The following is a 23,081-nucleotide window of genomic DNA, read 5'->3' as shown; positions in this document are numbered from 1 at the left end:
GGATCGGCTGTGCTTTTACTTGCAGCTTGCAGCTTGTGGCTTGCAGCTGAGCCGTCAAAAATCCTTACAGAGCCGAAGTGCGTCGTAAATGGCGGCATGGGTATTACGCTGCGCCACACAGTCGCCAATGCGGAACAGCAAGTAGCCGTCGCCCGCTTCGCTCAGCGAAGGTTGCGGCTGGATCGCGAACAGCGCTTCGACATCGATCTGGCCCTTGTTGCGCGAGCCGTCCTTGAGGGCGTAGTAGATTTCCTCGTCCGGGCGCACGCCGTTTTCGACGACCACCTGATCGACCACCCGCTCCTCTTTGGCACCGGTGTATTCGTTCTCCAACACCGCGATCAGCTTGTCGCCTTCGCGGTAGACCTTCTCCAGCATCATGTCGCCGGTCATGATCACTTCTTTCGGGTACATGCTGCGGTAGTAGGTCGGGAACGACGTACCGCCGATGGCCACGCCCGGCTTGATGTCGTCGGTGACGATCTCGACCTGGCTGCCCTTGTCGGCGAGGAAGTCGGCGACCGACATGCCGGTGAACTCGCAAATGGTGTCGTAGACCAGCACGTTCTTGCCCGGCGCAACCTTGCCGTCGAGCACGTCCCAACTGCTGACCACCAGACCCTCGGCCGCGCCCCAGTGTTCGTTCTGCTCAAGGTACGGATGACCGCCGACCGCCAGCACCACCACGTCCGGACGCAGGTCCATGATGGTGTCGGCATCCGCCGCCGTGCCCAGGCGCAGATCGACTTTCAGCCGCGCCAGTTCCAGTTGGAACCAGCGAGTGATGCCGGCGATCTGGTCACGCTGCGGTGCTTTCGATGCGGTGGTGATCTGCCCGCCGATGAAGTCTTTTTTCTCGAACAGCGTGACATCGTGGCCACGCTCGGCAGCCACGCGCGAGGCTTCCATCCCGGCCGGGCCGGCACCGACGATCACCACCTTGCGTTTCGGCCCGGTGGATTTCTCGATGATGTGCGGCACGCCCATGTATTCACGGGAGGTCGCGGCGTTCTGAATGCACAGCACGTCCAGACCCTGATACTGACGGTCGATGCAATAGTTAGCGCCGACGCACTGCTTGATCTGGTCGATCTGGCCCATCTTGATCTTGGCGATCAGGTGCGGGTCAGCGATGTGCGCGCGGGTCATGCCGACCATGTCGACGTAACCGCCCTCAAGAATCCGCGTGGCCTGGTTCGGGTCCTTGATGTTCTGCGCGTGCAGCACCGGCACCTTGACCACTTCCTTGATCCCGGCAGCCAGGTGCAGGAACGGCTCCGGTGGATAACTCATGTTCGGAATAACGTTGGCCAGGGTGTTGTGGGTGTCGCAACCCGAGCCGACCACGCCGATGAAATCGAGCATGCCGGTGTCGTCGTAATACTTGGCGATCTGCTTCATGTCCTCGTGGGACAAGCCGTCCGGGTGGAACTCGTCACCGCACAGGCGCATGCCCACGCAGAAGTCGTCACCGACCTCGGCGCGCACGGCTTTCAGGACTTCCAGGCCGAACTTCATCCGGCCTTCGAAGGTGCCGCCCCATTCATCGGTACGCTTGTTGACGCGCGGGCTCCAGAACTGGTCGATCATGTGCTGGTGCACGGCCGAAAGTTCGACGCCATCGAGGCCACCAGCCTTGGCCCGGCGCGCAGCCTGGGCGTAGTTGCCGATCACTCGCCAGATCTCTTCCGGCTCGATGGTTTTGCAAGTGGCGCGGTGCACCGGTTCACGGATGCCCGAGGGCGACATCAAGGTCGGCCAGTTGAAACCGTCCCAGCGCGAGCGCCGGCCCATGTGGGTAATCTGAATCATGATCTTGGCGCCATGCTTGTGCATGGCGTCGGCCAGATTCTGGAAGTGCGGAATGATCCGGTCGGTGGACAGATTGACCGAACTCCACCATTCCTGCGGGCTGTCGATCGCCACCACGGACGAACCGCCGCAGATGGCCAGGCCGATCCCGCCCTTGGCCTTCTCTTCGTAGTATTTGACGTAGCGGTCGGTGGTCATGCCACCGTCAGTCGCGTAGACCTCGGCGTGCGCGGTGCTGAGCACGCGGTTGCGGATGGTCAGTTTGCCGATCTGGATCGGCTGGAACATTGCTTCGAAAGCCATGGCACGGTCCTCGGCTTACAACGGCTTGACGATGAACAAGCCGTCATCGTGGCCCTCTTCGGAGCCTCCGTAGACTTGTTCGGCGACAGTACGGATCTTGCTGCCACGGGCTTCGAGAATCTGGTCCATGGCGCCGGCGAACCAGCCGGTGAACATGTAATCGACCTTGCGCCCGACCTTGCCGTAGACATAGACGAATGCGGAGTGCTCGAGCTTGACGCTGGCGGTGCCTTTGTCGAGGTCGATGTCCTGGATCTTGAACAGGCCCCAGCCGCGCTGCGACAGGCGCTTCATGTAGTGTTCGAACACCGCGACGCCTTCCAGGCCGTGGCATTCGGCTTCTTTCTCACACCAGTGCCAGGCAGATTTGTAGCCGGCCTTGTAGAGGATCTCGGCGTAGGCTTCAGCGCCGAGCACTTCCTCGATGCCCATGTGGTTGTTGACGAAAAAGTGACGCGGCACATACAGCATTGGCAGGGCGTCGGAAGTCCAGACACCGGTCTCGCTGTCGACTTCGATAGGCAATTGCGGGGCGATCTTGGCCATGGAAACTTAACTCCAGAAAATTTTGTGTGTTGCCCCCGGCGCGGATGGCCGGGGGAAAGGATTCAGAAGTGCGGCGGCTTATTCGCCCCAGACGTCTTTCAGGACGCTTACCCAGTTCTCGCCCATGATCTTGCGCACCACGCGCTCGGAATGGCCGCGCTTGAGCAGGGTTTCAGTGAGGTTGGGGAATTCGCCGACGGTGCGGATGCCCAGCGGGTTGATGATCTTGCCGAAGCTGGTCAGGCGGCGGGCGTAGCCCTTGTCGTGGGTCAGGTATTCGAAGAAGTCCTGGCCGTGACCCTGAGTGAAATCGGTGCCGATACCGATGGCGTCTTCGCCAACGATGTTCATGGTGTATTCGATAGCTTCGGCGTAATCGTCGATGGTCGAATCGATGCCCTTGGCGAGGAACGGCGCAAACATGGTCACGCCGACAAACCCGCCGTGGTCGGCAATGAACTTCAGCTCTGCATCGGATTTGTTGCGCGGATGCTCTTTGAGACCCGACGGCAGGCAGTGCGAATAGCAGACCGGTTTTTTCGATTCGAGAATGACTTCTTCGGAGGTCTTGGAACCGACGTGGGACAGGTCGCACATGACGCCGACGCGGTTCATCTCGGCGACGATCTCGCGACCGAAACCCGACAGGCCGCCGTCACGCTCGTAGCAACCGGTGCCGACCAGATTCTGGGTGTTGTAGCACATCTGCACGATGCCAACGCCGAGCTGCTTGAACACCTCGACATAGCCGATCTGGTCTTCGAAAGCGTGGGCATTCTGGAAGCCGAAGAGGATACCGGTCTTGCCCTGCTCCTTGGCCCGACGGATGTCGGCGGTGGTGCGCACCGGCATCACCAGATCGCTGTTCTCACGGATCAGTTTCTGGCTGGCAGCAATGTTGTTCACGGTCGCCTGAAAGCCTTCCCACACCGACACAGTGCAGTTGGCCGCCGTCAGACCGCCCTTGCGCATGTCTTCGAACAGCTCGCGGTTCCATTTGGCAATGATCAGACCGTCGATAACGATGCTGTCGGCGTGTAATTCGGCTGGGCTCATCAGGCGTCCCCTTATTGGCGATTCATGCGCCGAATCGTCTGCCGGCGCTTTGGGGCCAGCATATGCCTCGGTGCCGGGGCGACCGGGTGCAAAAACGACAGGGGAATTGCCGAAAGCGTCAATCCGCGACAAAGGGTCGTCAGCCGCCCTCCTCGGCTGGCTGTTCAAGCCCGCGCGCTTGCGCCAGAATCTGCCGCAGCCTGCACCTACCCACGGATTAGAGCGACCCCAATGAAATCGATCTTCCTCGCCCTGGCACTGATTGCGACCGGCGCCCACGCCGCCGAAGAATCCGAGAACAACCCGTGCGACGCGGTGGAAAACGACATCCAGACCCTGGAATGCTCCGCCTACAGCCGCAGCACCGCCGAAGACCTGCTCAAAGACAACTACGCCAGCCTCAACGAACGCATGCAGACCGCGTACGGCAAGAACCCGACGCAACTGGCCGACATCACCGCCAAACTGAAAACCGCCCAGCAGCAGTGGTTGAAGACGCGGGATGCGGATTGCGCGGTGGAAGCGTTCCCGGCCACGGCGGGGAGCAAGGCGTTTACCATTGCGCAGAATGATTGTGTCGCGCGGATGAGTGATGAACGGTCGGAGTTTTTGGAGTCGATCGGGCAGGAGTAAGTGTTTGAGCTGTAAGCTGAACCTCTTAAGCCAGTCTAAGGATTCCCATGAACATCTGCGGCATTGAAATCAAAGGCAGCGAAGCGATCATCGCCGTGGCGGCGCTCGATGGTTCGACGTTGAGCCACGTCCCTCTCGCCACGAAGAAGATTGCTCTGGATGACGATGACGAGGCGGCGAACGTGCGGCGGTTTGCGGCGCAGGTGGCGTCGTTTGTGCGGGAAAACTCGGTGGACCGGATCGCGATCAAAAAGCGCAGCAAAAAGGGCGAGTTTGCCGGTGGGCCGACGACGTTCAAGATCGAGGGCGTGTTTCAGTTGCTTGATGGTTGTGAGGTGACACTGCTGTCGCCCCAGACGATCAATGCCCAGGCCAAGAAGCACAATTTCGAGCTGCCGGGGACGTTGAACAAGTATCAGCATGAGGCGTACAAAGCGGCGTGTTCGGCGTTGGTGAAGAAGTAACCAAGAGCAAGATCAAAAGATCGCAGCCTTCGGCAGCTCCTACTTTTGGAATGCATTTCCCTGTAGGAGCTGCCGAAGGCTGCGATCTTTTGACTTTCAGATCTGTGCGGTACGCCGGTCTTCGCGGGGGCAGCGGGCGAAACGCGCGCGATAACTGCGGGTGAAATACGACGGTGATTCAAACCCGCAGGCAATGCTGACTTCGAGCACGCTCATGTCGGTCTGGCGCAACAGTTGCCGGGCCTTTTCCAGCCTCAACCGCAGATAGAAGTTGCTCGGCGTATCGTTCAGGTGCAGCCGGAACAACCTCTCCAGTTGCCGCCGGGTCACCTTGATCGACTCCGCCAGTTGCAGCGTGGTCAGCGGCGGTTCGCTGTGCTGTTCCATCTCGCCGATCACCTGCACCAGTTTCTTGTTGTTGATCCCGTAACGCGTGGCGACTTCCATGCGCTGGTGATCCTTGCGCGGGCGGATGCGCCCGAGCACAAACTGCTCGCTGACCTGAATCGCCAGTTGCGCGCCGTGGGCCTGGGCGATCAGGTCGAGCATCAGATCAATCGAGGCCGTACCTCCCGCCGAGGTGATCCGCCGCCGGTCGATCTCAAACAGTTCCTGGGTCACGCTGAGCTGTGGATAAGACTCCTTGAACGCATCGATCGCCTCCCAGTGCAGGGTCAGGCGATGGCCATCGAGCAGGCCCGCTTCGGCGAGGACGAAGCTGCCGGTGTCGATGGCGCCGAGGGTTACGCCGTCCTTGTCCAGCCTGCGCAACCAGTGCTCCAGCGTCGGCGTGATGAACTTCAGCGGTTCGAAGCCGGCCACCACCAGCAAGGTCGCGCCTTTCTTCAGCGGCTCCAGCGCCGCATCGGCGTTGACCGACATGCCGTTGCTCGCCAATACCGCGCCGCCATCGGCGCTGAGCACATGCCAGCGGTACAACTCGCCGCGAAAGCGGTTGGCCACGCGCAACGGTTCGATCGCGGAAATAAAGCCGATGGCGGAGAACCCCGGCATCAGCAAAAAGTAGAAATCCTGGGACATGGGCGCACTCGGTTGGCGGGTCGCGTGGCTCGTTGATACGCCGATTATCGGCGGCGTTCAAGCGTGCAGGTCGCTACAGTGCAAATGCCAGTCGCCGCAGTGCGCTTTCACGGGCCTATAGCTGCGTAACTTGGCCTCACCGGCGCGCAGATGCCGGGAACCACAATAATCGAACTGCCGAGGAACCCGACATGAAACGACTGATCAGCAGCTGCGTTCTTGCACTCAGCGCTACCGCTTTCTTCAGCACCGGCGTGATGGCGGCCGAACCGGCCTCCTGCAAGAACGTACGCATGGGCGTGGTCAACTGGACTGACGTGATCGCCACCAGTGCCATGACCCAGGTCCTGCTCGACGGCCTCGGCTACAGCACCAAACAGACCAGCGCCTCGCAGCAGATCATCTTTGCCGGGATTCGCGATCAGCGCCTGGACCTGTTCCTCGGCTACTGGAACCCGCTGATGACGCAGACCATCACGCCATTCGTCGAGGCCAATCAGGTCAAAGTGCTCGAAGCACCGAGCCTGAAAGACGCCCGCGCCACCCTCGCCGTGCCGACCTATCTGGCTGACAAGGGGCTGAAAACCTTCGCCGACATCGCCAAGTTCGAGAAGGAATTGGGCGGCAAGATCTACGGCATCGAACCAGGCTCGGGCGCCAACACGCAGATCAAAGCGATGATCGCCAAGAACCAGTTTGGTCTGGGCAAATTCCAGCTGGTCGAATCGAGCGAGGCCGGCATGCTCGCCGCCGTCGACCGCGCCGTGCGGCGCAAGGAAGCCGTGGTGTTCTTCGGCTGGGCGCCGCACCCGATGAACGTCAACATTCAGATGACCTACCTGACCGGCAGCGAAGACGCCCTCGGCCCGAACGAAGGCATGGCCACGGTGTGGACGGTCACGTCACCGAAGTACGCCGAGCAATGTCCGAACATCGGCCGCCTGCTGACCAACCTGACGTTCACCGCCGAATCCGAGAGCCGGATGATGCAGCCGCTGCTCGATCACAAAGATGCCTTCGAGTCGGCGAAGCAGTGGCTCAAGGATCACCCCGAAGACAAACAGCGCTGGCTTGAAGGTGTGACGACTTTCGATGGCAAACCGGCTGCTGAAAACCTCCAGCTGACCAGCAAATAACCCTTTTTTGAACCCCCCTCTCCCAGATGGGAGAGGCCACTGAACCACGCTTCGCATCCCCGCCACGGGCTGCGGACAGACCCATCACGCCTGAAGGAAACGCACCATGAACCACGACGTCATCATCACCTGCGCACTCACCGGTGCTGGCGACACGACCGCCAAAAGTCCACACGTGCCGGTCACCCCGAAACAGATTGCCGCTGCTGCGGTGGAAGCGGCCAAGGCCGGCGCCACCGTCGTGCACTGCCATGTGCGCGACCCGCAGACCGGCAAGTTCAGCCGTGACGTGGCGCTGTACCGCGAAGTGATGGAGCGCATCCGCGAGGCGGACGTCGACATCATCGTCAACCTCACCGCCGGGATGGGCGGCGACCTGGAAATCGGCCCTGGCGAGAAGCCGATGGAGTTCGGCCCGAACACCGATCTGGTCGGTCCGCTGACCCGTCTCGCCCACGTTGAAGAACTGCTGCCGGAAATCTGCACCCTCGATTGCGGCACGCTGAACTTCGGCGACGGCGACACCATTTACGTCTCGACCCCGGCGCAACTGCGCGCCGGCGCCAAGCGCATCACCGAACTGGGGGTGAAGGCCGAACTGGAGATTTTCGACACCGGGCATCTGTGGTTCGCCAAGCAGATGATCAAGGAAGGCTTGCTCGACAACCCGCTGTTTCAACTGTGCCTGGGCATCCCGTGGGGCGCACCGGCCGACACCACCACGATGAAAGCCATGGTCGACAACCTGCCCGCCGACGCGGTGTGGGCCGGGTTCGGCATCGGCCGCATGCAAATGCCGATGGCGGCGCAAGCGGTGCTGCTCGGCGGCAACGTGCGGGTCGGCCTCGAAGACAACCTGTGGCTGGACAAAGGCGTGCTGGCGACCAATGGCCAACTGGTCGAACGCGCCACGGAAATCCTCAGCCGCCTCGGTGCCCGGGTGCTCACACCGGCAGAAGGTCGCAAAAAAATGGGCCTGATTCAGCGCGGCTGAACCTCACCCTTTCTCCCTGTGAACATAAATTTTGTGGTGAGGGGATTTATCCCCGATGGGTGGCGAAGCCGCCCTAAAACCTGACAACCCGGGGCATCAGATAGACCGAGAGCACTGGTTTTACGACTGCTTCGCAGCCGATCGGGGATAAATCCCCTCGCCACGAGAACAGAGTTTCCACAGGGATCACCGAACTCTCTCAGGAAATCGTCATGCGCTTTATCACCGAAATCAAAACCTTCGCCGCTCTCGGTAGCGGTGTCATCGGCAGTGGCTGGGTCGCCCGCGCCCTCGCCCACGGACTTGATGTAGTAGCCTGGGACCCGGCGCCCGGCGCCGAGGCGGCATTGCGCCAACGCGTGGCCAATGCGTGGGGCGCGCTGGAGAAAAACGGCCTGGCGCCGGGTGCTTCGCAGGATCGTCTGCGCTTTGTCGCAACCATCGAGGAATGTGTGCGTGACGCCGATTTCATCCAGGAAAGCGCCCCGGAGCGGCTGGAACTGAAACTCGATCTGCACAGCAAGATCAGCGCCGCCGCCAAGCCCGATGCGCTGATCGGCTCCAGCACTTCAGGCCTTTTGCCAAGCGAGTTCTATGAGAGTTCGACGCACCCTGAACGCTGCGTGGTCGGGCATCCGTTCAACCCGGTTTATCTGTTGCCGCTGGTCGAAGTCGTCGGCGGCAGAAACACCGCGCCGGAGGCGGTGCAAGCGGCGATGCAAGTCTACCAATCCCTCGGCATGCGCCCGCTGCATGTGCGCAAGGAAGTGCCGGGTTTCATCGCCGATCGCTTGCTCGAAGCGCTGTGGCGCGAGGCGTTGCACCTGGTCAACGACGGTGTGGCGACGACCGGCGAAATCGACGATGCGATTCGCTTTGGCGCCGGTCTGCGCTGGTCGTTCATGGGCACTTTCCTGACTTACACCCTGGCCGGCGGCGATGCCGGCATGCGCCACTTCATGTCGCAGTTCGGCCCGGCGCTGCAGTTGCCGTGGACGTATCTGCCAGCACCGGAGCTGACCGACAAGCTGATCGATGATGTGGTCGATGGCACCACTGATCAGCTCGGCCGGCACAGCATTTCGGGGCTGGAGCGCTATCGTGATGATTGTTTGCTGGCGGTGCTCGAGGCGGTGAAAACCACCAAGGAAAAGCATGGAATGAGTTTCAGCGAGTAATCCGCCACCTGGTCGTTCCCACGCTCTGCGTGGGAATGCAGCCCGGGAACGCTCCGCGTCCCAGAAGCGTGACGCAGAGCGTCACGAGAGGCGTTACCACGCAGAGCGTGGGAACGATCGCCGCCAGGAGAAACCATGCCCCACCTCACCACCTACCAAACCACCATCATCCCCGACTGGGTCGACTACAACGGCCACCTGCGCGACGCCTTCTACCTGCTGATCTTCAGCTACGCCACCGATGCGCTGATGGACCGCCTCGGCATGGACAGCAGCAACCGCGAGGCCAGCGGCCACTCGCTGTTCACCCTCGAACTGCACCTCAATTATCTGCACGAAGTGAAGCTCGACACTGAGGTGGAAGTGCGCACGCAAATCATCGGCCACGACAGCAAGCGCCTGCACCTCTATCACAGCCTGCACAAGGTCGGCGATGAGCAAGCGCTGGCCGGCAACGAACAGATGCTTTTGCACGTCGACCTCGCCGGCCCGCGCTCGGCACCGTTCAGCCCCGATACGTTGCATCGCTTGCAGGCCATCGTCGCGGATCAGACCGACCTGCCCGCTCCCGCTTACATCGGCCGCGTGATCGCGCTGCCACCCGCTCGGTAAATCCCCCACTGCCAAGGAGCCGCCATGAATACCGCCGTCGCTGTTGCCGATTTTCGTACTTATCCGTTGATCAGCGCGCTCGGTGGCGTGCAGGGTCTGGCGGATCGCGTTGTCATCGAATGGGCTGACGGGCGTGTCAGCCCGTTTCACCACGTATGGCTGCGCGACAATTGCCCGTGTGATCAATGTGTCTACAGCGTCACTCGCGAGCAAATCTTTGAAAGCGTCGATGCCGCCGAAGATTTGCAAGCGCTGGCCACGCGCATCGACACCGATGGTTGCCTGCGCATCGACTGGCAGGACGGTCACCTGAGCCGCTTCGACCCGGGCTGGTTGCGCGCACATGCCTATGACGATGAATCCCGCGCCGAACGCCTGGCCGGCAAACCGCAGCCCCATTTGTGGCACAGCGATCTGCAATTGCCGGTGTTCGACTACATCGCGCTGATGAACGACAACGCCGCGCTGCTGCAATGGTTGCTCGCCGTGCGCGACATCGGCCTGACCCAAGTGCGCGGCGTGCCCACCGAGCCGGGCTCGCTGAAACTCATCGCGCAGCGGATTTCCTTCATCCGCGAAAGCAACTTCGGCGTGCTGTTCAATGTGCAATCCAAAGCCGACGCCGACAGCAACGCCTACACCGCCTTCAACCTGCCATTGCACACGGATCTGCCGACTCGCGAGCTGCAACCGGGGCTGCAATTCCTGCATTGCCTGGTGAATGATGCCGAGGGTGGCGAGAGCATTTTTGTCGATGGTTTTGCGATTGCCGAGGCCTTGCGTCAAGAGGAGCCGCAGCTGTTTGAGGCCCTGTGCGAAATCCCTGTGGAATTTCGCAACAAGGACCGGCACAGCGACTATCGCTGCCTGGCGCCGATCATCGCTGTGGATGCGCTGGGCCGGGTGGCGGAGATTCGCATGGCCAACTTTCTGCGCGGGGCGTTCGATACGTCGGTGGCGCAGATGCCGTTGCTGTATCGAGCCTATCGGCGCTTTATTGCGATGACCCGCGAGCCGCGGTTTCGGCTGATGCAGCGGCTCAAGCCGGGCGAGTTGTGGTGCTTTGACAACCGCCGCACGCTGCATGCACGCAATGCCTTTGATCCAGCGACCGGGGCGCGGCATTTTCAGGGCTGCTATGTCGACCGGGATGAGTTGTTGTCGCGGATTCTGGTGTTGCAACGTTGAACCGCGTCATCGTTCTTCGCGAGCAGGCTCGCTCCCACAGGGTACGCATTGCAAAGTGGGAGCGAGCCTGCTCGCGAAAGCGTCAGCGGGAACAACAAATCCCTGGCTGATTCACAAGAAAAAAAACTCCGATCAAGCCGTGACAGGATCGGAGCTGAGGAGGGTACTGTTGAGGAGCTGCCAGGCGAGGGTGACCAAACCTTCGTGAAGCGAGCTGGAGCCAGTGTGCCTAGTCGCCCATCCAGTCGGTTAGCCGAAAACGACCTGTTCATAGTCGTCCCGGCCACCGCGACAAAACGCCCTTGCCGCGTCCGGTCGGGGCCACCAGAATCGAGCCAAGACCTCCGTTGCCACAGAAGGATTTGCGTAATGATGTACGCCGATTTGATTGACCAGGAAGATCTGTTGGGCCAGCTCAAGGCCTTGGGTATTCAGGTGCCGAGCGGTACCACCGCCGAGCAGGCCTGCGAGTGTGCGGTGCGTGGCCTGGACAATGTTCGCGCATTCGAACTGCGCAAGATGGTCAAGGACATGTACACCAGCGGCGCCAGCATTCAGCCGGCGGTGCGTCAGGCGATCGACAAGCAATTGTTGCCGGCCCTCTCGGATTACCAGCAGTCCCATAGCGCCTGAGAAACCCCTTCGCGAGCAGGCTCGCTCCCACCTGATCGTTCCCACGCTCTGCGTGGGAATGCCTCAACGGACGCTCCGCGTTCGGCCTTTTGGGACGCAGAGCGTCCCGGGCTGCATTCCCACGCAGAGCGTGGGAACGATCAGACTCGGTCTACAGCCTTACGCTGGCAAACGTCGACTCATTGCGCGCCTGACTCAGCGCTGACATCGGCCCCGACAGCGGCGACATCACGATGGCCTGCGGCAGCGGCAGCATCGCTACCTGCTGGGTGGTGTTGGAGCCGACGCGCTCGTCACGCGGCGGGATGCCGAAGTATTCGCGGTAGCACTTGGAGAAGTGCGGCGTGGAGACGAAACCACACACCGACGCCACTTCGATGATCGACATCGGCGTCTGCTTGAGCAGTTGCCGGGCGCGGATCAGGCGCAACTTCAGGTAATAGCGTGACGGCGAGCAGTGCAGGTATTTCTGGAACAACCGCTCCAGTTGTCGACGCGACACCGCGACATACACCGCCAGCTCATCCAGATCGATCGGCTCTTCCAGATTGGCTTCCATCAGCGCGACGATTTCCTGCAATTTCGGCTGGTTGGTGCCGAGCATGTGCTTGAGCGGCACGCGCTGGTGATCCTGTTCGTTGCGGATGCGCTCGTAGACGAACATTTCCGAGATCGCTGCCGACAGTTCACGACCGTGATCGCGGCTGATCAGGTGCAGCATCATATCCAGCGGCGCGGTGCCGCCGGAACTGGTGAAGCGGTTACGGTCGAGGGTGAACAGGCGTGTGCTCATGGCCACGCGCGGGAAAGCTTCCTGCATCGCCGCCAGACATTCCCAGTGCACGCTGCAATCGAAGCCGTCGAGCAGACCGGCGCAGGCCAGCGCCCAACTGCCGGTGCACACCGCGCCCAGGCGCTTGGACTGGCGCGCCTGGCTTTGCAGCCACGAGACGTGTTCACGGGTTACGGTACGTTGAATGCCGATGCCGCCGCAGACGATCACCGTGTCCAGGGGCGGGGCTTTGTGCATGGAGGCGTCGGGGGTGATTTGCAGACCGTCACTGGCCCAGACCTGGCCGCCATCGACGGTGAGGGTGCTCCAGCGATACAGCTCGCGACCGGACAACTGGTTGGCCATGCGCAGCGGCTCAACGGCGGACGCCAGGGAAATCAGCGTGAAATTGTCCAGCAGCAGAAAGCCGATGGATTGAGGCGCACGGTTCTGGGGTTGGGCCCCGGAGTTGAACGACGTCATCGCGGTATCTCCTCACACAAAGCGGGTGGCGGCCTCAGGCGGAGGCTCTTGTTATTGCCCGCGTCTCACAGAGAAAGCAGGCTTTGTTATGACAGAGCAATTGCCGTGCCTGAAATTGGACGGCCATTCAATAACTCCTGAAAACGACCTCGCGACGCGTCTATACGAGACCTCGGAACACGCCATTTCGAAGTGCCATCAGGCGCCGCCAGAGCCCTGCCGCGCAGCCTGTGAGCAGATCGGTAGCACTTGTGGGAACTGGCCTGCAGAGGATTTGCACAGAGTGTCACCGCAAGCACGGACGACGGACGGTCAGGTAACGACTGACGAGTCACGACTGATAGTGACGCTTGTCTGATTGCGACGCGCCAAAAGGTAGCGTGGCTGGATCGGGATGTTCGTTTGTTGAGCAGTTTTGACTGGTCTGGCACTCCACTCTGCCAGATCAACCTGTGGCGAGGGGATTTATCCCCGATCGGCTGCGCAGCAGTCGTAAATCCATTCACCAAAGTGTGTCAGGCAAAACTCGATTGCAGGATTTGGGACTGCTTCGCAGCCCAGCGGGGATAAATCCCCTCGCCACGGGTTAACGGTCAGCATTCAACAGCACTGACCGCCAAGCCACCGCGCGAAGTTTCTTTATATTTGTCATGCATATCGGCGCCGGTATCGCGCATGGTGCGGATCACCCGGTCCAGCGAGATAAAGTGCTGACCGTCGCCGCGCAGGGCCATTTGCGCAGCGTTGATGGCTTTTACTGCCGCGATTGCATTGCGCTCGATGCACGGCACCTGCACCAGACCACCGACCGGGTCGCAGGTCAGACCAAGGTTGTGTTCCAGGCCGATTTCCGCCGCATTGCACAGTTGTTCAGGGGTGGCGCCAAGAATCTCCGCCAGCCCCGCCGCTGCCATCGCGCAGGCCGAACCGACCTCGCCCTGACAACCGACCTCGGCCCCAGAGATCGAAGCATTCTTCTTGCACAAAATGCCGACTGCCGCCGCGCCGAGGAAATAGTCGACGACGTTGGCGTCGGTGACCGCTTCGCTGAACTTCATGAAGTAGTGCAGCACCGCCGGGATGATCCCCGCCGCGCCGTTGGTCGGTGCAGTGACCATACGCCCGCCAGCCGCATTCTCTTCATTGACGGCCAGGGCGAACAGGTTGACCCACTCCATCGCGCTCAGGGTCGAGCCGATGACGTTCGGTTTGTTCAGCTCTTGCAGGCTGCGGTGCAACTTCGCCGCACGCCGCCGCACGTTCAGGCCGCCGGGCAGAATGCCTTCGTGCTTGAGGCCTTGCTCGACGCAATCCTGCATCGCTCGCCACAGTTTCATCAGCCCGGCGCGGATTTCTTCTTCACTGCGCCAGACCTTTTCATTGGCCATCATCAGTTCGGCAACACGCAGGTTGTGCGTTTTGCACAACTGCAGCAGCTCGACCGCACTGGAGAAGTCGTAAGGCAATTCGGTGCGATCCAGATCGACCACACCACTGGACGCTTGCGCCTCATCAACGACGAATCCGCCGCCGACCGAATAGTAGGTGTCACGGTGCAGCTCAGCGAACTCGCCTTCGGCCACCAGCGTCATGGCGTTGGGATGGAATGGCAGGTTTTCGTCGATCAGGCGCATGTCCCGCGCCCACACAAACGGCACCGACAGGCGACCATCCAATAACAACGTATGGGTTTCACGCAGCGCCTGAATGCGCGGGCCGATCTGCGCCGGGTCGATTGCGTCCGGCCACTCGCCCATCAGGCCCATGATCACCGCGTTGTCGCTGCCGTGACCGATGCCGGTGGCGGAAAGCGATCCGAACAACTGCACCTCGATGCGCCGCACCTGTTCCAGCTGGTGCTTGCCGCGCAGCGACTCGACGAACAATGCGGCGGCGCGCATCGGCCCGACGGTGTGGGAACTGGAAGGGCCGATGCCGATTTTGAACAGGTCGAAAACGCTGATAGCCATTGCTGCGAAGCTCCTGAGAATACCGGTCCGGGCGGCAAAAGCGCCCGCTGGCGGAGCTGCTACGCTCAAGCTGCGATCCGCCGAATGCCGGCATCATCGGGCTTTTGTCGGCGCGCTCGGCGTCTGACACCGACGCAGTCATGTCCAGCAGCGTCGTTACGTTTTCGCCCCGCAAATACGCCGTTTTTATGCCGTTGAGCAGGTCATCGGGGGCGGAAAAAAGCTGTAAGCGACGTCACCGACACTGGAAGCGACCATCCCTGTACTGGATACGACCCTCCCTGTAGGCGTCAGATTTTCACTGGTACATGATCGGGATGACTCGATTGCAAGGCGCTGCGGTAGAGCTGTCGTCAGAACGCCACCAACCGCAACCCATAAGTGCGGTGGTCCACAGTCGGAACACTGCCAAAAAAAACACCAAGGAGTCCATCCATGAAAGGTTCCCCGTCGTTGTTGTTGGCCGCCCTGCTGAGTCTGCCGTTACTGGCGCAAGCCGCAGAACCGGCACAGTGCAGCCTCGTTAACTTCTCCGATGTCGGCTGGACCGACATCACCGCAACCACCGCCACCACTTCCGTTGTTCTCAACGCCCTCGGCTACAAGACCAAAACCACCATGATCTCCGTGCCCGTGACCTACAAGTCGCTGGCCGACGGCAAGAACATGGACGTGTTTCTCGGTAACTGGATGCCGACCATGGAGAACGACATCAAGCCGTATCGCGATGCCGGCACCGTCGACACCGTGCGCACCAACCTCAAGGGTGCCAAATACACCCTCGCCGTGCCGCAAGCCCTGTACGACAAAGGCCTGCATGACTTCGCCGACATCGCCAAATTCAAGAAAGAGCTCGACGGCAAGATCTACGGCATCGAGCCGGGCAACGACGGCAACCGGCTGATCCAGAGCATGATCGACAAGGATGCCTTCGGCCTGAAAACCGCTGGCTTCAAGATCGTCGAGTCTTCTGAGGCCGGCATGCTCTCGCAAGTCGACCGGGCGCAGAAGCGCGACACCGCCGTGGTCTTCCTCGGCTGGGCACCGCACCCGATGAACAAGCGCTTCAAGATTCAATACCTGACCGGCGGCGACGATTTCTTCGGCCCCGATTTCGGCGCAGCCACCGTGGCGACCAACACCCGCAAGGGTTACGCCGAAGAATGCAGCAACGTCGGTCAGCTGTTGAAAAACCTGGAGTTCACCGTCGACATGGAAAGTGAACTGATGGGCAACATTCTCGACGACAAGATGAAGCCTGACGCGGCCGCCAAGGCCTGGCTGAAAAAGAATCCACAGGTGCTCGATACCTGGCTCGCTGGCGTGACCACCATTGACGGTAAACCAGGCCTGGAGGCCGTGAAAGCCAAGCTCGCGCCTTGATTTGAAAGGCACCGCTTATGCCGGGCAGGCGTGCCTGCCCGGGCTGTTAATTTCCTTGCATGCGGACGTTCACTACCATGCTGATTGATCAGAAAATACCTTTAGGCCAGTACATCGCGGGCTTCGTCGAATGGTTGACGCAACACGGCGCCAACACCTTCGACGCAATCGCCGTGACACTGGAAACGATGATCCACGGCGTGACGTTTGCGCTGACCTGGTTCAACCCGTTGGTGCTGATTGGCCTGATTGCCATCATTGCCCATCTGATTCAACGCAAGTGGGGCCTGACCGCGTTCGTGGTCGCCTCGTTCCTGCTGATCCTCAACCTGGGTTACTGGCAGGAAACCATGGAAACCCTCGCCCAGGTGCTGTTCGCCACCCTGGTCTGCGTGTTGATCGGCGTGCCGCTGGGCATCGTCGCCGCGCACAAACCGATGTTCTATACCATGATGCGGCCGGTGCTCGATCTGATGCAGACCGTACCGACCTTCGTTTACCTCATTCCTACCCTGACCCTCTTCGGGCTGGGTGTGGTTCCGGGCCTGATCTCCACGGTGGTGTTCGCCATCGCGGCGCCGATCCGCCTGACCTACCTGGGCATCCGCGATGTCCCGCAAGAACTGATGGACGCCGGCAAGGCCTTCGGCTGCTCGCGTCGCCAATTGCTTTCAAGGATCGAACTGCCGCACGCCATGCCGAGCATCGCGGCCGGCATCACCCAGTGCATCATGCTGTCGCTGTCGATGGTGGTGATCGCGGCACTGGTCGGCGCCGACGGACTCGGCAAACCGGTGGTCAACGCACTGAACACTGCTGATATTGCGCTGGGCTTCGAAGCAGGCCTGGCAATCGTACTGCTGGCGATCATGCTCGACCGTATCTGCAAACAACCCGACGCCAAAGTAGGGGGTGACGCATGAGCATAATTCGCTTCGAAGACGTCGACGTAATCTTCTCCAAGGACCCGCGCGAGGCACTCAAGCTGCTCGATCAGGGCATGACCCGCAACGAGATCCTGAAGAAGACCGGTCAGATCGTCGGCGTGGAAAAAGCCACGCTGGACATCAACAAAGGCGAGATCTGCGTGCTGATGGGCCTCTCCGGCTCGGGCAAGTCGAGCCTGCTGCGCTGCATCAACGGCCTCAACACCGTGAGCCGCGGCAAGCTGTTCGTCGAGCATGAAAACCGCCAGATCGATATCGCGTCCTGCACGCCCGCCGAGCTGAAGATGATGCGCACCAAGCGTATTGCGATGGTGTTCCAGAAGTTCGCCCTGATGCCCTGGCTGACAGTGCGCGAGAACATCAGTTTCGGTCTGGAAATGCAGGGTCGACCGGAGAAGGAACGCAAGAAACTGGTCGACGAGAAACTCGAACTGGTCGGCCTGACCCAGTGGCGCAACAAAAAGCCGGACGAGCTCTCCGGCGGCATGCAGCAACGCGTCGGCCTCGCCCGCGCGCTGGCCATGGACGCCGATATTCTGCTGATGGACGAACCGTTCTCGGCTCTCGACCCGCTGATCCGCCAAGGCCTGCAGGATGAACTGCTGGAGCTGCAACGCAAGCTGAGTAAGACCATCGTGTTCGTCAGCCACGACCTCGATGAAGCGCTCAAACTGGGTAGCCGCATCGCGATCATGAAGGACGGTCGGATCATCCAGTACAGCGTGCCGGAAGAGATCGTCCTCAACCCGGCGGACGACTATGTGCGCACCTTTGTCGCCCACACCAACCCGCTCAACGTGCTTTGCGGCCGCAGCCTGATGCGCACGCTGGACAAGTGCAAACGCATCAACGGTTCGGTGTGCCTCGATCCGGGCGGCGACTCGTGGCTGGACCTGGCCGAAGGCAACACCATCAAAGGCGCACGCCAGAACGGCTCGGTGCTGAATCTGCAGAACTGGGCACCGGGGCAAGCAGTGGAAGGCCTGGAGCGAAAACCGACGCTGGTGGACTCGAACATCGGCATGCGTGATGCGCTGCAGATCCGTTATCAGACCGGCAACAAGCTGGTGCTGCACGATAACAATCATGTGGTGGGGATTCTCGGCGACAGCGAGTTGTATCACGCGTTGCTGGGCAAGAATCTGGGGTAAACCCCGCAGACACAAAACGCCGCGAGATTATCGCGGCGTGATCGTTCCCACGCTCCGCGTGGGAATGCAGCCCGGGACGCTCCGCGTCCCACAACAGCGGACGCAGAGCGTCCATTGATGCATTCCCACGCGGAGCGTGGGAACGATCATGCAAAAGGGGCTCAATCGAGCCCCTTTTGTTTTAGCTGTTTAGCTGTACACCCGGCCAAGAAGCTGCCGATGGCTTTCAAACTGATCCAGCACATCCCGCGTAATCTGCTCAGGAGTGAAGCCCATCAAGTCGTAATCCTGGCTGCCATTGTGCAGATACACCTCAGCACGGTAGTAACGCTGACGCGCTTCATCCGACTGCGCCGATTCGGTCGGGGTCGCCAGATAACCATCCAGGCTCACTTCGTAAACGAAAGGGTTGCCCTCTTCCATCTCGACCCGCACGCCCATGCAACGCTTGGCCTTGCCCAGCAGCGTCTGCACTTCAATGCCCTGATTGCGCAACTGCGCCGCTGCATCTTCCAGCGCCGGGGTGACGTGCTTGTCCATGAAGCGCTGCACCACCGATTGGCTCGGCTGCAGATCCAGTTGCGTCAGGCGCTCGCTGAAACCACGGCGTCCGCGCTCGGCCAGTTGCGCTTGCTCCTGTTCGATCTGCACGTCCTGGCGCATCGCCTTGTGCAGGCCGAACATGAAGCAGATCAGCACCACCGAAAACGGCAGGCCGGCCAGCACGACCATGGTCTGCATGGCTTCGAAGTTGCCGGCGAACAGCAGGCCGATGGTCACCAGGGTGATCACCACCGACCAGAAGATCCGCAGCCAGTGCGGCGCGTCTTCGTCGACGTTGCCGCCCTTGCAGGAAAGATTCGCCATCATCACCGCGCCGGAGTCGGCCGGGGTCAGGAACAGCACGAAGCCGACAAAGATCGACACCCCGATGACGACTTTCGACGCCGGATAATGCTCAAGCAACTGATAGATCGCCATCGACGGCTGTTCCAGCGCCGTCTTGCCCAGTTCCACCACGCCCTGGTTCATCACCAGATCCAGCGCCGAGTTGCCGAAGATCGACAGCCACGCCAAGGTGAAGCCCAGCGGAATCAGCAGCACGCCAGCGACCAGTTCACGCACGCTGCGGCCACGGGAAATCCGTGCGATGAACATGCCCACGAATGGCGCCCAGGAAATCCACCACGCCCAATAGAACAGCGTCCACAAGCCCAGCCAGCGGTCGGACTTGGCGCTGTCGCCTTCATAGACGTACAGGTCGAAAGTCTTCAGCACCACGCCGTTGAGATAGTCACCGATGTTCTGCACAAAGCCGTTGAGCAGGTGCAAAGTCGGGCCGAACAGCAGGACAAAAATCAGCAGGCCGCTGAACAGCACGATGTTCAGGTTGGACAGACGGCGGATGCCGTTTTCCACACCCGACACGGCAGCGATGGTCGCCACGGTGCTCATGACGATGATGACGATCAGCAGGTTGGTGTTGCTGTGCTCCATGCCGAACAGGTTTTCCAGCCCGGACGACACTTGCAGCGAGCCAATCCCCAGGTTGGTCACCAGACCCAGCAGGGTCACGAACATGCCGAAGCCGTCCACCGCGTGACCGGCCGCGCCTTTGACCCAACGCTCGCCGACCAGCGGATACAGCGCCGAACGCAGCGCCAGCGGCTGGTTATGCCGATAGGCAAAATACGCCACCGCCAGACCGACCAAAGCGTAAATAGCCCAGCCGTGCAGGCCCCAGTGCAGGAAGGTCAGTTGCACCGCCTGACGCGCGGCCATGTTGGTGGCCGAGGTGCCTTCCGGCGGATTGAAGTAGTGATCCAGTGGCTCGGACGCGCCGAAGTACAGCAGCGAAATGCCGATGCCCGACGAGAACAGCATCCCCGCCCAGGCGCCGTAACTGAAATCCGGGGTGTCGTCCTTGCTGCCCAGTTTGAGTTTGCCGTACGAGGAAAACGCCAGACCGACCACGAACACCAGGTAGGCGGCGATCACCACCATGTAGTACCAGCCGAAGCTGCGCGACAACCAGGCCTGGGCCATGCCCAACACTCTGCCGGCCTCTTGCGGGGCGATGATCAGAATGGCGGTCAACAACAGAATCAGCGCGGTCGAGGTGTAGAACACCCAACCGTTGACCGTCACCTTCTCGGGCGGGGTCTTTATTAGCGAGGCAGAACTCATGGCACAAATGCTCCAGGCAGTGCGAGAGAAGAACACAAGGCATCACGGAACCCGACCAATCGGTTAGTTGGCAGCCGACCGGCGGGTGATATAAAGACACTCCGAAAAAAGCCCGAACCTGCCGAAATGGCGTTGCGTATTCGCTTTCGTGGCCAGAGGCGACGGACGTTCATCCGAAACCTGGCCCCGAGCGTCTTGCCCTTTCAACACGTCCATCGAATCGCGAACCGCGCCATGCCCCACGCAGGTTTCGAGCCGTTTCAGGTGTCGGTTTTTATCGTCATTACGCGTAGGAATTTTCTGTAGGCAGCGACGAATTGTCGCAGATCTTATTCTTTGTTGATTGAACGTTCAATCAAAACAAAATAGACTGGCCCTCAATCCGATCGGCGTCATTCGCCCCTCGGAAGGCCTAAGGAGATGTGCAAGATGCCCAAGGTCGGTATGCAACCCATCCGCCGCCAACAACTGATCGAAGCCACTTTGCAAGCGGTCGATCAGGTCGGAATGGGGGACGCCAGCATTGCGCTGATCGCCCGTTTGGCCGGTGTCTCGAATGGCATCATCAGTCATTACTTTCAGGACAAGAACGGCCTGATCGCCGCCACGATGCGGTACCTGATGACCGCCCTCAGCGAGAGCGTCACCGCGCGCCGTCAGGCGCTGGCAGATGACAGCCCACGGGCGCATCTGCAGGTGATCATCGAAGGCAACTTCGACGCCAGCCAGGTCAATGGCCCGGCAATGAAAACCTGGCTGGCCTTCTGGGCCACCAGCATGCACCAGCCGTCTTTGCACAGGTTGCAGCGGATCAACGATCACCGTCTGTATTCCAACCTGTGCTGCCAGTTCCGCCGTGTGCTGCCGCTCGAAGATGCGCGCAGCGCCGCCCGGGGTCTGGCAGCGTTGATTGACGGCTTGTGGTTGCGCGGCGCGCTGTCGGGAGACGCTTTCGACACGGCGCAGGCGCAACAGATCGCTTACGAATATATGGATTTCCAATTGGCCAAGAAGGTGAGCTAGAGCACACAGAAAATGCTCGGCCCCTGAACTCCACCGCAGCGTGATCGCGGTGGTCAACGCCAACCACCAATGCACTTGCGAGGACACTATGGCCCGTTTCGAACTGCAAAAACTCTACATCGATGGCGCGTACACCGACGCCGGCAGCGACGCCACCTTCGAAGCCATCAACCCGGCGAACGGTGAAGTCCTCGCACTGGTGCAACGTGCGACCAAAGACGACGTCGAGCGCGCCGTGGTCAGCGCCGAAAAGGGCCAGAAAATCTGGGCTGCGATGACCGCCATGGAGCGTTCGCGCATCCTGCGTCGCGCCGTTGACATCCTGCGCGAGCGCAACGATGAGCTGGCTGCGCTGGAAACCCTGGACACCGGCAAATCCTTCTCCGAAACCAAGTACGTCGACATCGTCACCGGCGCTGACGTGCTGGAATACTACGCAGGCCTGGTGCCCGCCATCGAAGGCGAGCAGATCCCGCTGCGTGACACCTCGTTCGTTTACACCCGTCGCGAGCCGCTGGGCGTGGTCGCCGGTATCGGCGCGTGGAACTACCCGATCCAGATCGCCCTGTGGAAATCCGCTCCAGCCCTGGCGGCCGGTAACGCGATGATCTTCAAGCCAAGCGAAGTCACCTCGCTGACCACCCTGAAACTGGCCGAAATCTACACCGAAGCCGGCGTGCCGAACGGCGTGTTCAACGTGCTGACCGGCAGCGGCCGTGAAGTCGGCACCTGGCTGACCGAGCACCCGCGCATCGAGAAAATCTCCTTCACTGGCGGCACCGACACCGGCAAGAAAGTCATGGCCAGCGCTTCGGCTTCGTCGCTCAAAGACGTGACCATGGAACTGGGCGGCAAGTCGCCGCTGATCATCTGCGACGACGCCGATCTCGATCGCGCCGCCGACACGGCGATGATGGCCAACTTCTACAGCTCCGGTCAGGTCTGCACCAACGGCACTCGCGTGTTCGTACCGGCGCACCTGAAAGCCGCTTTTGAAGCCAAGATCGTTGAGCGCGTTGCCCGCATCCGCGTTGGGAACCCGGAAGACGAGAACACCAACTTCGGCCCGCTGGTCAGCTTCCCGCACATGGAAAGCGTGTTGGCTTACATCGCCAAGGGTAAAGAAGAAGGCGCACGCGTGCTGTGCGGCGGCGGTCGTCTGACCGACGGCGAATTCGCCAAAGGCGCGTTCGTTGCGCCAACCGTATTCACCGACTGCACCGACGACATGACCATCGTGCGCGAAGAAATCTTCGGCCCGGTGATGGCGATCCTCTCCTACGAAACCGAAGAAGAAGTGATCCGCCGCGCCAACGACACCGACTTCGGCCTGGCCGCCGGTATCGTCACCAAAGACCTGAACCGCGCCCACCGCGTGATCCATCAACTGGAAGCCGGTATCTGCTGGATCAACGCCTGGGGCGAGTCCGACGCAAAAATGCCGGTCGGCGGCTACAAGCAGTCGGGTGTTGGCCGTGAGAACGGGATCAGCTCGCTGAACAACTTCACCCGCATCAAATCGGTACAGGTCGAGCTGGGCGATTACGTCTCGGTGTTCTGATCAGCTAG

General features: G+C 60.9%; 19 protein-coding genes and 1 pseudogene. 13 read left to right on the top strand and 7 right to left on the bottom strand.

From position 1 onward, the window contains the following. Nucleotides 1-54 precede the first annotated feature (54 nt). From dgcA to JWU58_RS02920, 3 genes are all read right to left on the bottom strand, one after another. On the bottom strand, nucleotides 55-2,115 hold the full coding sequence (dgcA, locus tag JWU58_RS02930; protein ID WP_123443799.1) for a dimethylglycine demethylation protein DgcA: 2,061 nt from the start codon (nucleotides 2,113-2,115) through the stop codon (nucleotides 55-57). Between the two features lie 15 nt (nucleotides 2,116-2,130). Further along, a complete protein-coding gene (locus JWU58_RS02925; protein WP_039757633.1) occupies nucleotides 2,131-2,661 on the bottom strand; it encodes a 4-vinyl reductase in 531 nt (176 codons plus the stop codon). A gap of 78 nt (nucleotides 2,662-2,739) precedes the next feature. Next, complete coding sequence (locus JWU58_RS02920; protein ID WP_016772817.1) at nucleotides 2,740-3,717, bottom strand: dipeptidase; 978 nt, start codon at nucleotides 3,715-3,717, stop codon at nucleotides 2,740-2,742. A 231-nt stretch (nucleotides 3,718-3,948) separates the two neighbouring features. On the opposite strand from JWU58_RS02920, the gene JWU58_RS02915 reads away from it, so the two are divergent. Together JWU58_RS02915 and JWU58_RS02910 are read left to right on the top strand one after the other, a co-directional pair. After that, nucleotides 3,949-4,350, top strand: a complete 402-nt coding sequence (locus JWU58_RS02915; RefSeq protein ID WP_073476459.1) for a lysozyme inhibitor LprI family protein — start codon at nucleotides 3,949-3,951, stop codon at nucleotides 4,348-4,350. Between the two features lie 47 nt (nucleotides 4,351-4,397). Further along, nucleotides 4,398-4,814, top strand: a complete 417-nt coding sequence (locus tag JWU58_RS02910; protein ID WP_016772815.1) for a DUF3010 family protein — start codon at nucleotides 4,398-4,400, stop codon at nucleotides 4,812-4,814. Between the two features lie 43 nt (nucleotides 4,815-4,857). Here JWU58_RS02910 and JWU58_RS02905 read toward each other — a convergent pair. Then, nucleotides 4,858-5,855: pseudogene (locus JWU58_RS02905) on the bottom strand (GlxA family transcriptional regulator); the annotation flags it as partial. 191 nt (nucleotides 5,856-6,046) lie between these two features. Between JWU58_RS02905 and JWU58_RS02900 the strand changes: the two are divergent. From JWU58_RS02900 to JWU58_RS02875, 6 genes are all read left to right on the top strand, one after another. After that, complete coding sequence (locus JWU58_RS02900; protein ID WP_206421463.1) at nucleotides 6,047-6,991, top strand: choline ABC transporter substrate-binding protein; 945 nt, start codon at nucleotides 6,047-6,049, stop codon at nucleotides 6,989-6,991. 106 nt (nucleotides 6,992-7,097) lie between these two features. After that, the gene (gene cdhC / locus JWU58_RS02895; RefSeq protein WP_136493085.1) at nucleotides 7,098-7,985 is read left to right on the top strand and encodes a 3-dehydrocarnitine:acetyl-CoA trimethylamine transferase CdhC; all 888 of its coding nucleotides are present in this window, start codon (nucleotides 7,098-7,100) and stop codon (nucleotides 7,983-7,985) included. 212 nt (nucleotides 7,986-8,197) lie between these two features. Beyond that, nucleotides 8,198-9,163 (top strand): L-carnitine dehydrogenase, encoded by a 966-nt coding sequence (locus tag JWU58_RS02890; protein WP_206421462.1) that lies wholly within the window; start codon nucleotides 8,198-8,200, stop codon nucleotides 9,161-9,163. 135 nt (nucleotides 9,164-9,298) lie between these two features. Then, the gene (locus JWU58_RS02885) at nucleotides 9,299-9,775 is read left to right on the top strand and encodes a thioesterase family protein (protein ID WP_016772810.1); all 477 of its coding nucleotides are present in this window, start codon (nucleotides 9,299-9,301) and stop codon (nucleotides 9,773-9,775) included. A gap of 24 nt (nucleotides 9,776-9,799) precedes the next feature. Further along, on the top strand, nucleotides 9,800-10,963 hold the full coding sequence (locus JWU58_RS02880) for a gamma-butyrobetaine dioxygenase (protein ID WP_206421461.1): 1,164 nt from the start codon (nucleotides 9,800-9,802) through the stop codon (nucleotides 10,961-10,963). Nucleotides 10,964-11,332: 369 nt separating this feature from the next. Beyond that, nucleotides 11,333-11,596 (top strand): hypothetical protein, encoded by a 264-nt coding sequence (locus JWU58_RS02875; RefSeq protein ID WP_016772808.1) that lies wholly within the window; start codon nucleotides 11,333-11,335, stop codon nucleotides 11,594-11,596. A 151-nt stretch (nucleotides 11,597-11,747) separates the two neighbouring features. On the opposite strand, the gene gbdR is transcribed toward JWU58_RS02875, so the two are convergent. Next, entirely contained in the window at nucleotides 11,748-12,851 is a 1,104-nt protein-coding gene (gene gbdR, locus JWU58_RS02870) for a choline metabolism transcriptional regulator GbdR (RefSeq protein ID WP_007949927.1), read from the bottom strand. Between the two features lie 593 nt (nucleotides 12,852-13,444). After that, nucleotides 13,445-14,821, bottom strand: a complete 1,377-nt coding sequence (locus JWU58_RS02865; RefSeq protein ID WP_024014604.1) for an L-serine ammonia-lyase — start codon at nucleotides 14,819-14,821, stop codon at nucleotides 13,445-13,447. A 435-nt stretch (nucleotides 14,822-15,256) separates the two neighbouring features. Here JWU58_RS02865 and JWU58_RS02860 point away from each other — a divergent pair, with 435 nt between their 5' ends. The 3 genes from JWU58_RS02860 to choV all read left to right on the top strand — a co-directional run bounded on the left by JWU58_RS02860 (nucleotide 15,257) and on the right by choV (nucleotide 18,302). Next, nucleotides 15,257-16,204, top strand: coding sequence for a choline ABC transporter substrate-binding protein (locus JWU58_RS02860; protein WP_016772806.1), 948 nt, complete (start codon nucleotides 15,257-15,259; stop codon nucleotides 16,202-16,204). 77 nt (nucleotides 16,205-16,281) lie between these two features. Continuing rightward, nucleotides 16,282-17,127 (top strand): choline ABC transporter permease subunit, encoded by an 846-nt coding sequence (gene choW / locus JWU58_RS02855; RefSeq protein ID WP_016772805.1) that lies wholly within the window; start codon nucleotides 16,282-16,284, stop codon nucleotides 17,125-17,127. Beyond that, complete coding sequence (choV, locus tag JWU58_RS02850; RefSeq protein ID WP_016772804.1) at nucleotides 17,124-18,302, top strand: choline ABC transporter ATP-binding protein; 1,179 nt, start codon at nucleotides 17,124-17,126, stop codon at nucleotides 18,300-18,302. Before choW ends, choV begins: the two co-directional genes overlap by 4 nt. A 189-nt stretch (nucleotides 18,303-18,491) precedes the next feature. Here choV and JWU58_RS02845 read toward each other — a convergent pair whose 3' ends face one another. Further along, complete coding sequence (locus tag JWU58_RS02845) at nucleotides 18,492-20,432, bottom strand: BCCT family transporter (RefSeq protein WP_241196168.1); 1,941 nt, start codon at nucleotides 20,430-20,432, stop codon at nucleotides 18,492-18,494. Nucleotides 20,433-20,918: 486 nt separating this feature from the next. Between JWU58_RS02845 and betI the strand changes: the two genes are divergently transcribed. Both betI and betB read left to right on the top strand, forming a co-directional pair. Then, nucleotides 20,919-21,512: a transcriptional regulator BetI gene (betI, locus tag JWU58_RS02840; protein ID WP_008085771.1), complete on the top strand. Its 594-nt coding sequence runs from the start codon at nucleotides 20,919-20,921 to the stop codon at nucleotides 21,510-21,512. An 88-nt stretch (nucleotides 21,513-21,600) separates the two neighbouring features. Beyond that, nucleotides 21,601-23,073: a betaine-aldehyde dehydrogenase gene (gene betB / locus JWU58_RS02835; protein WP_024014608.1), complete on the top strand. Its 1,473-nt coding sequence runs from the start codon at nucleotides 21,601-21,603 to the stop codon at nucleotides 23,071-23,073. Nucleotides 23,074-23,081 lie beyond the last annotated feature (8 nt).

The organism is Pseudomonas atacamensis, from assembly GCF_017167965.1.
Lineage (GTDB): Bacteria > Pseudomonadota > Gammaproteobacteria > Pseudomonadales > Pseudomonadaceae > Aquipseudomonas > Aquipseudomonas atacamensis.
This window is presented reverse-complemented; position numbering and strand designations above follow the sequence as displayed.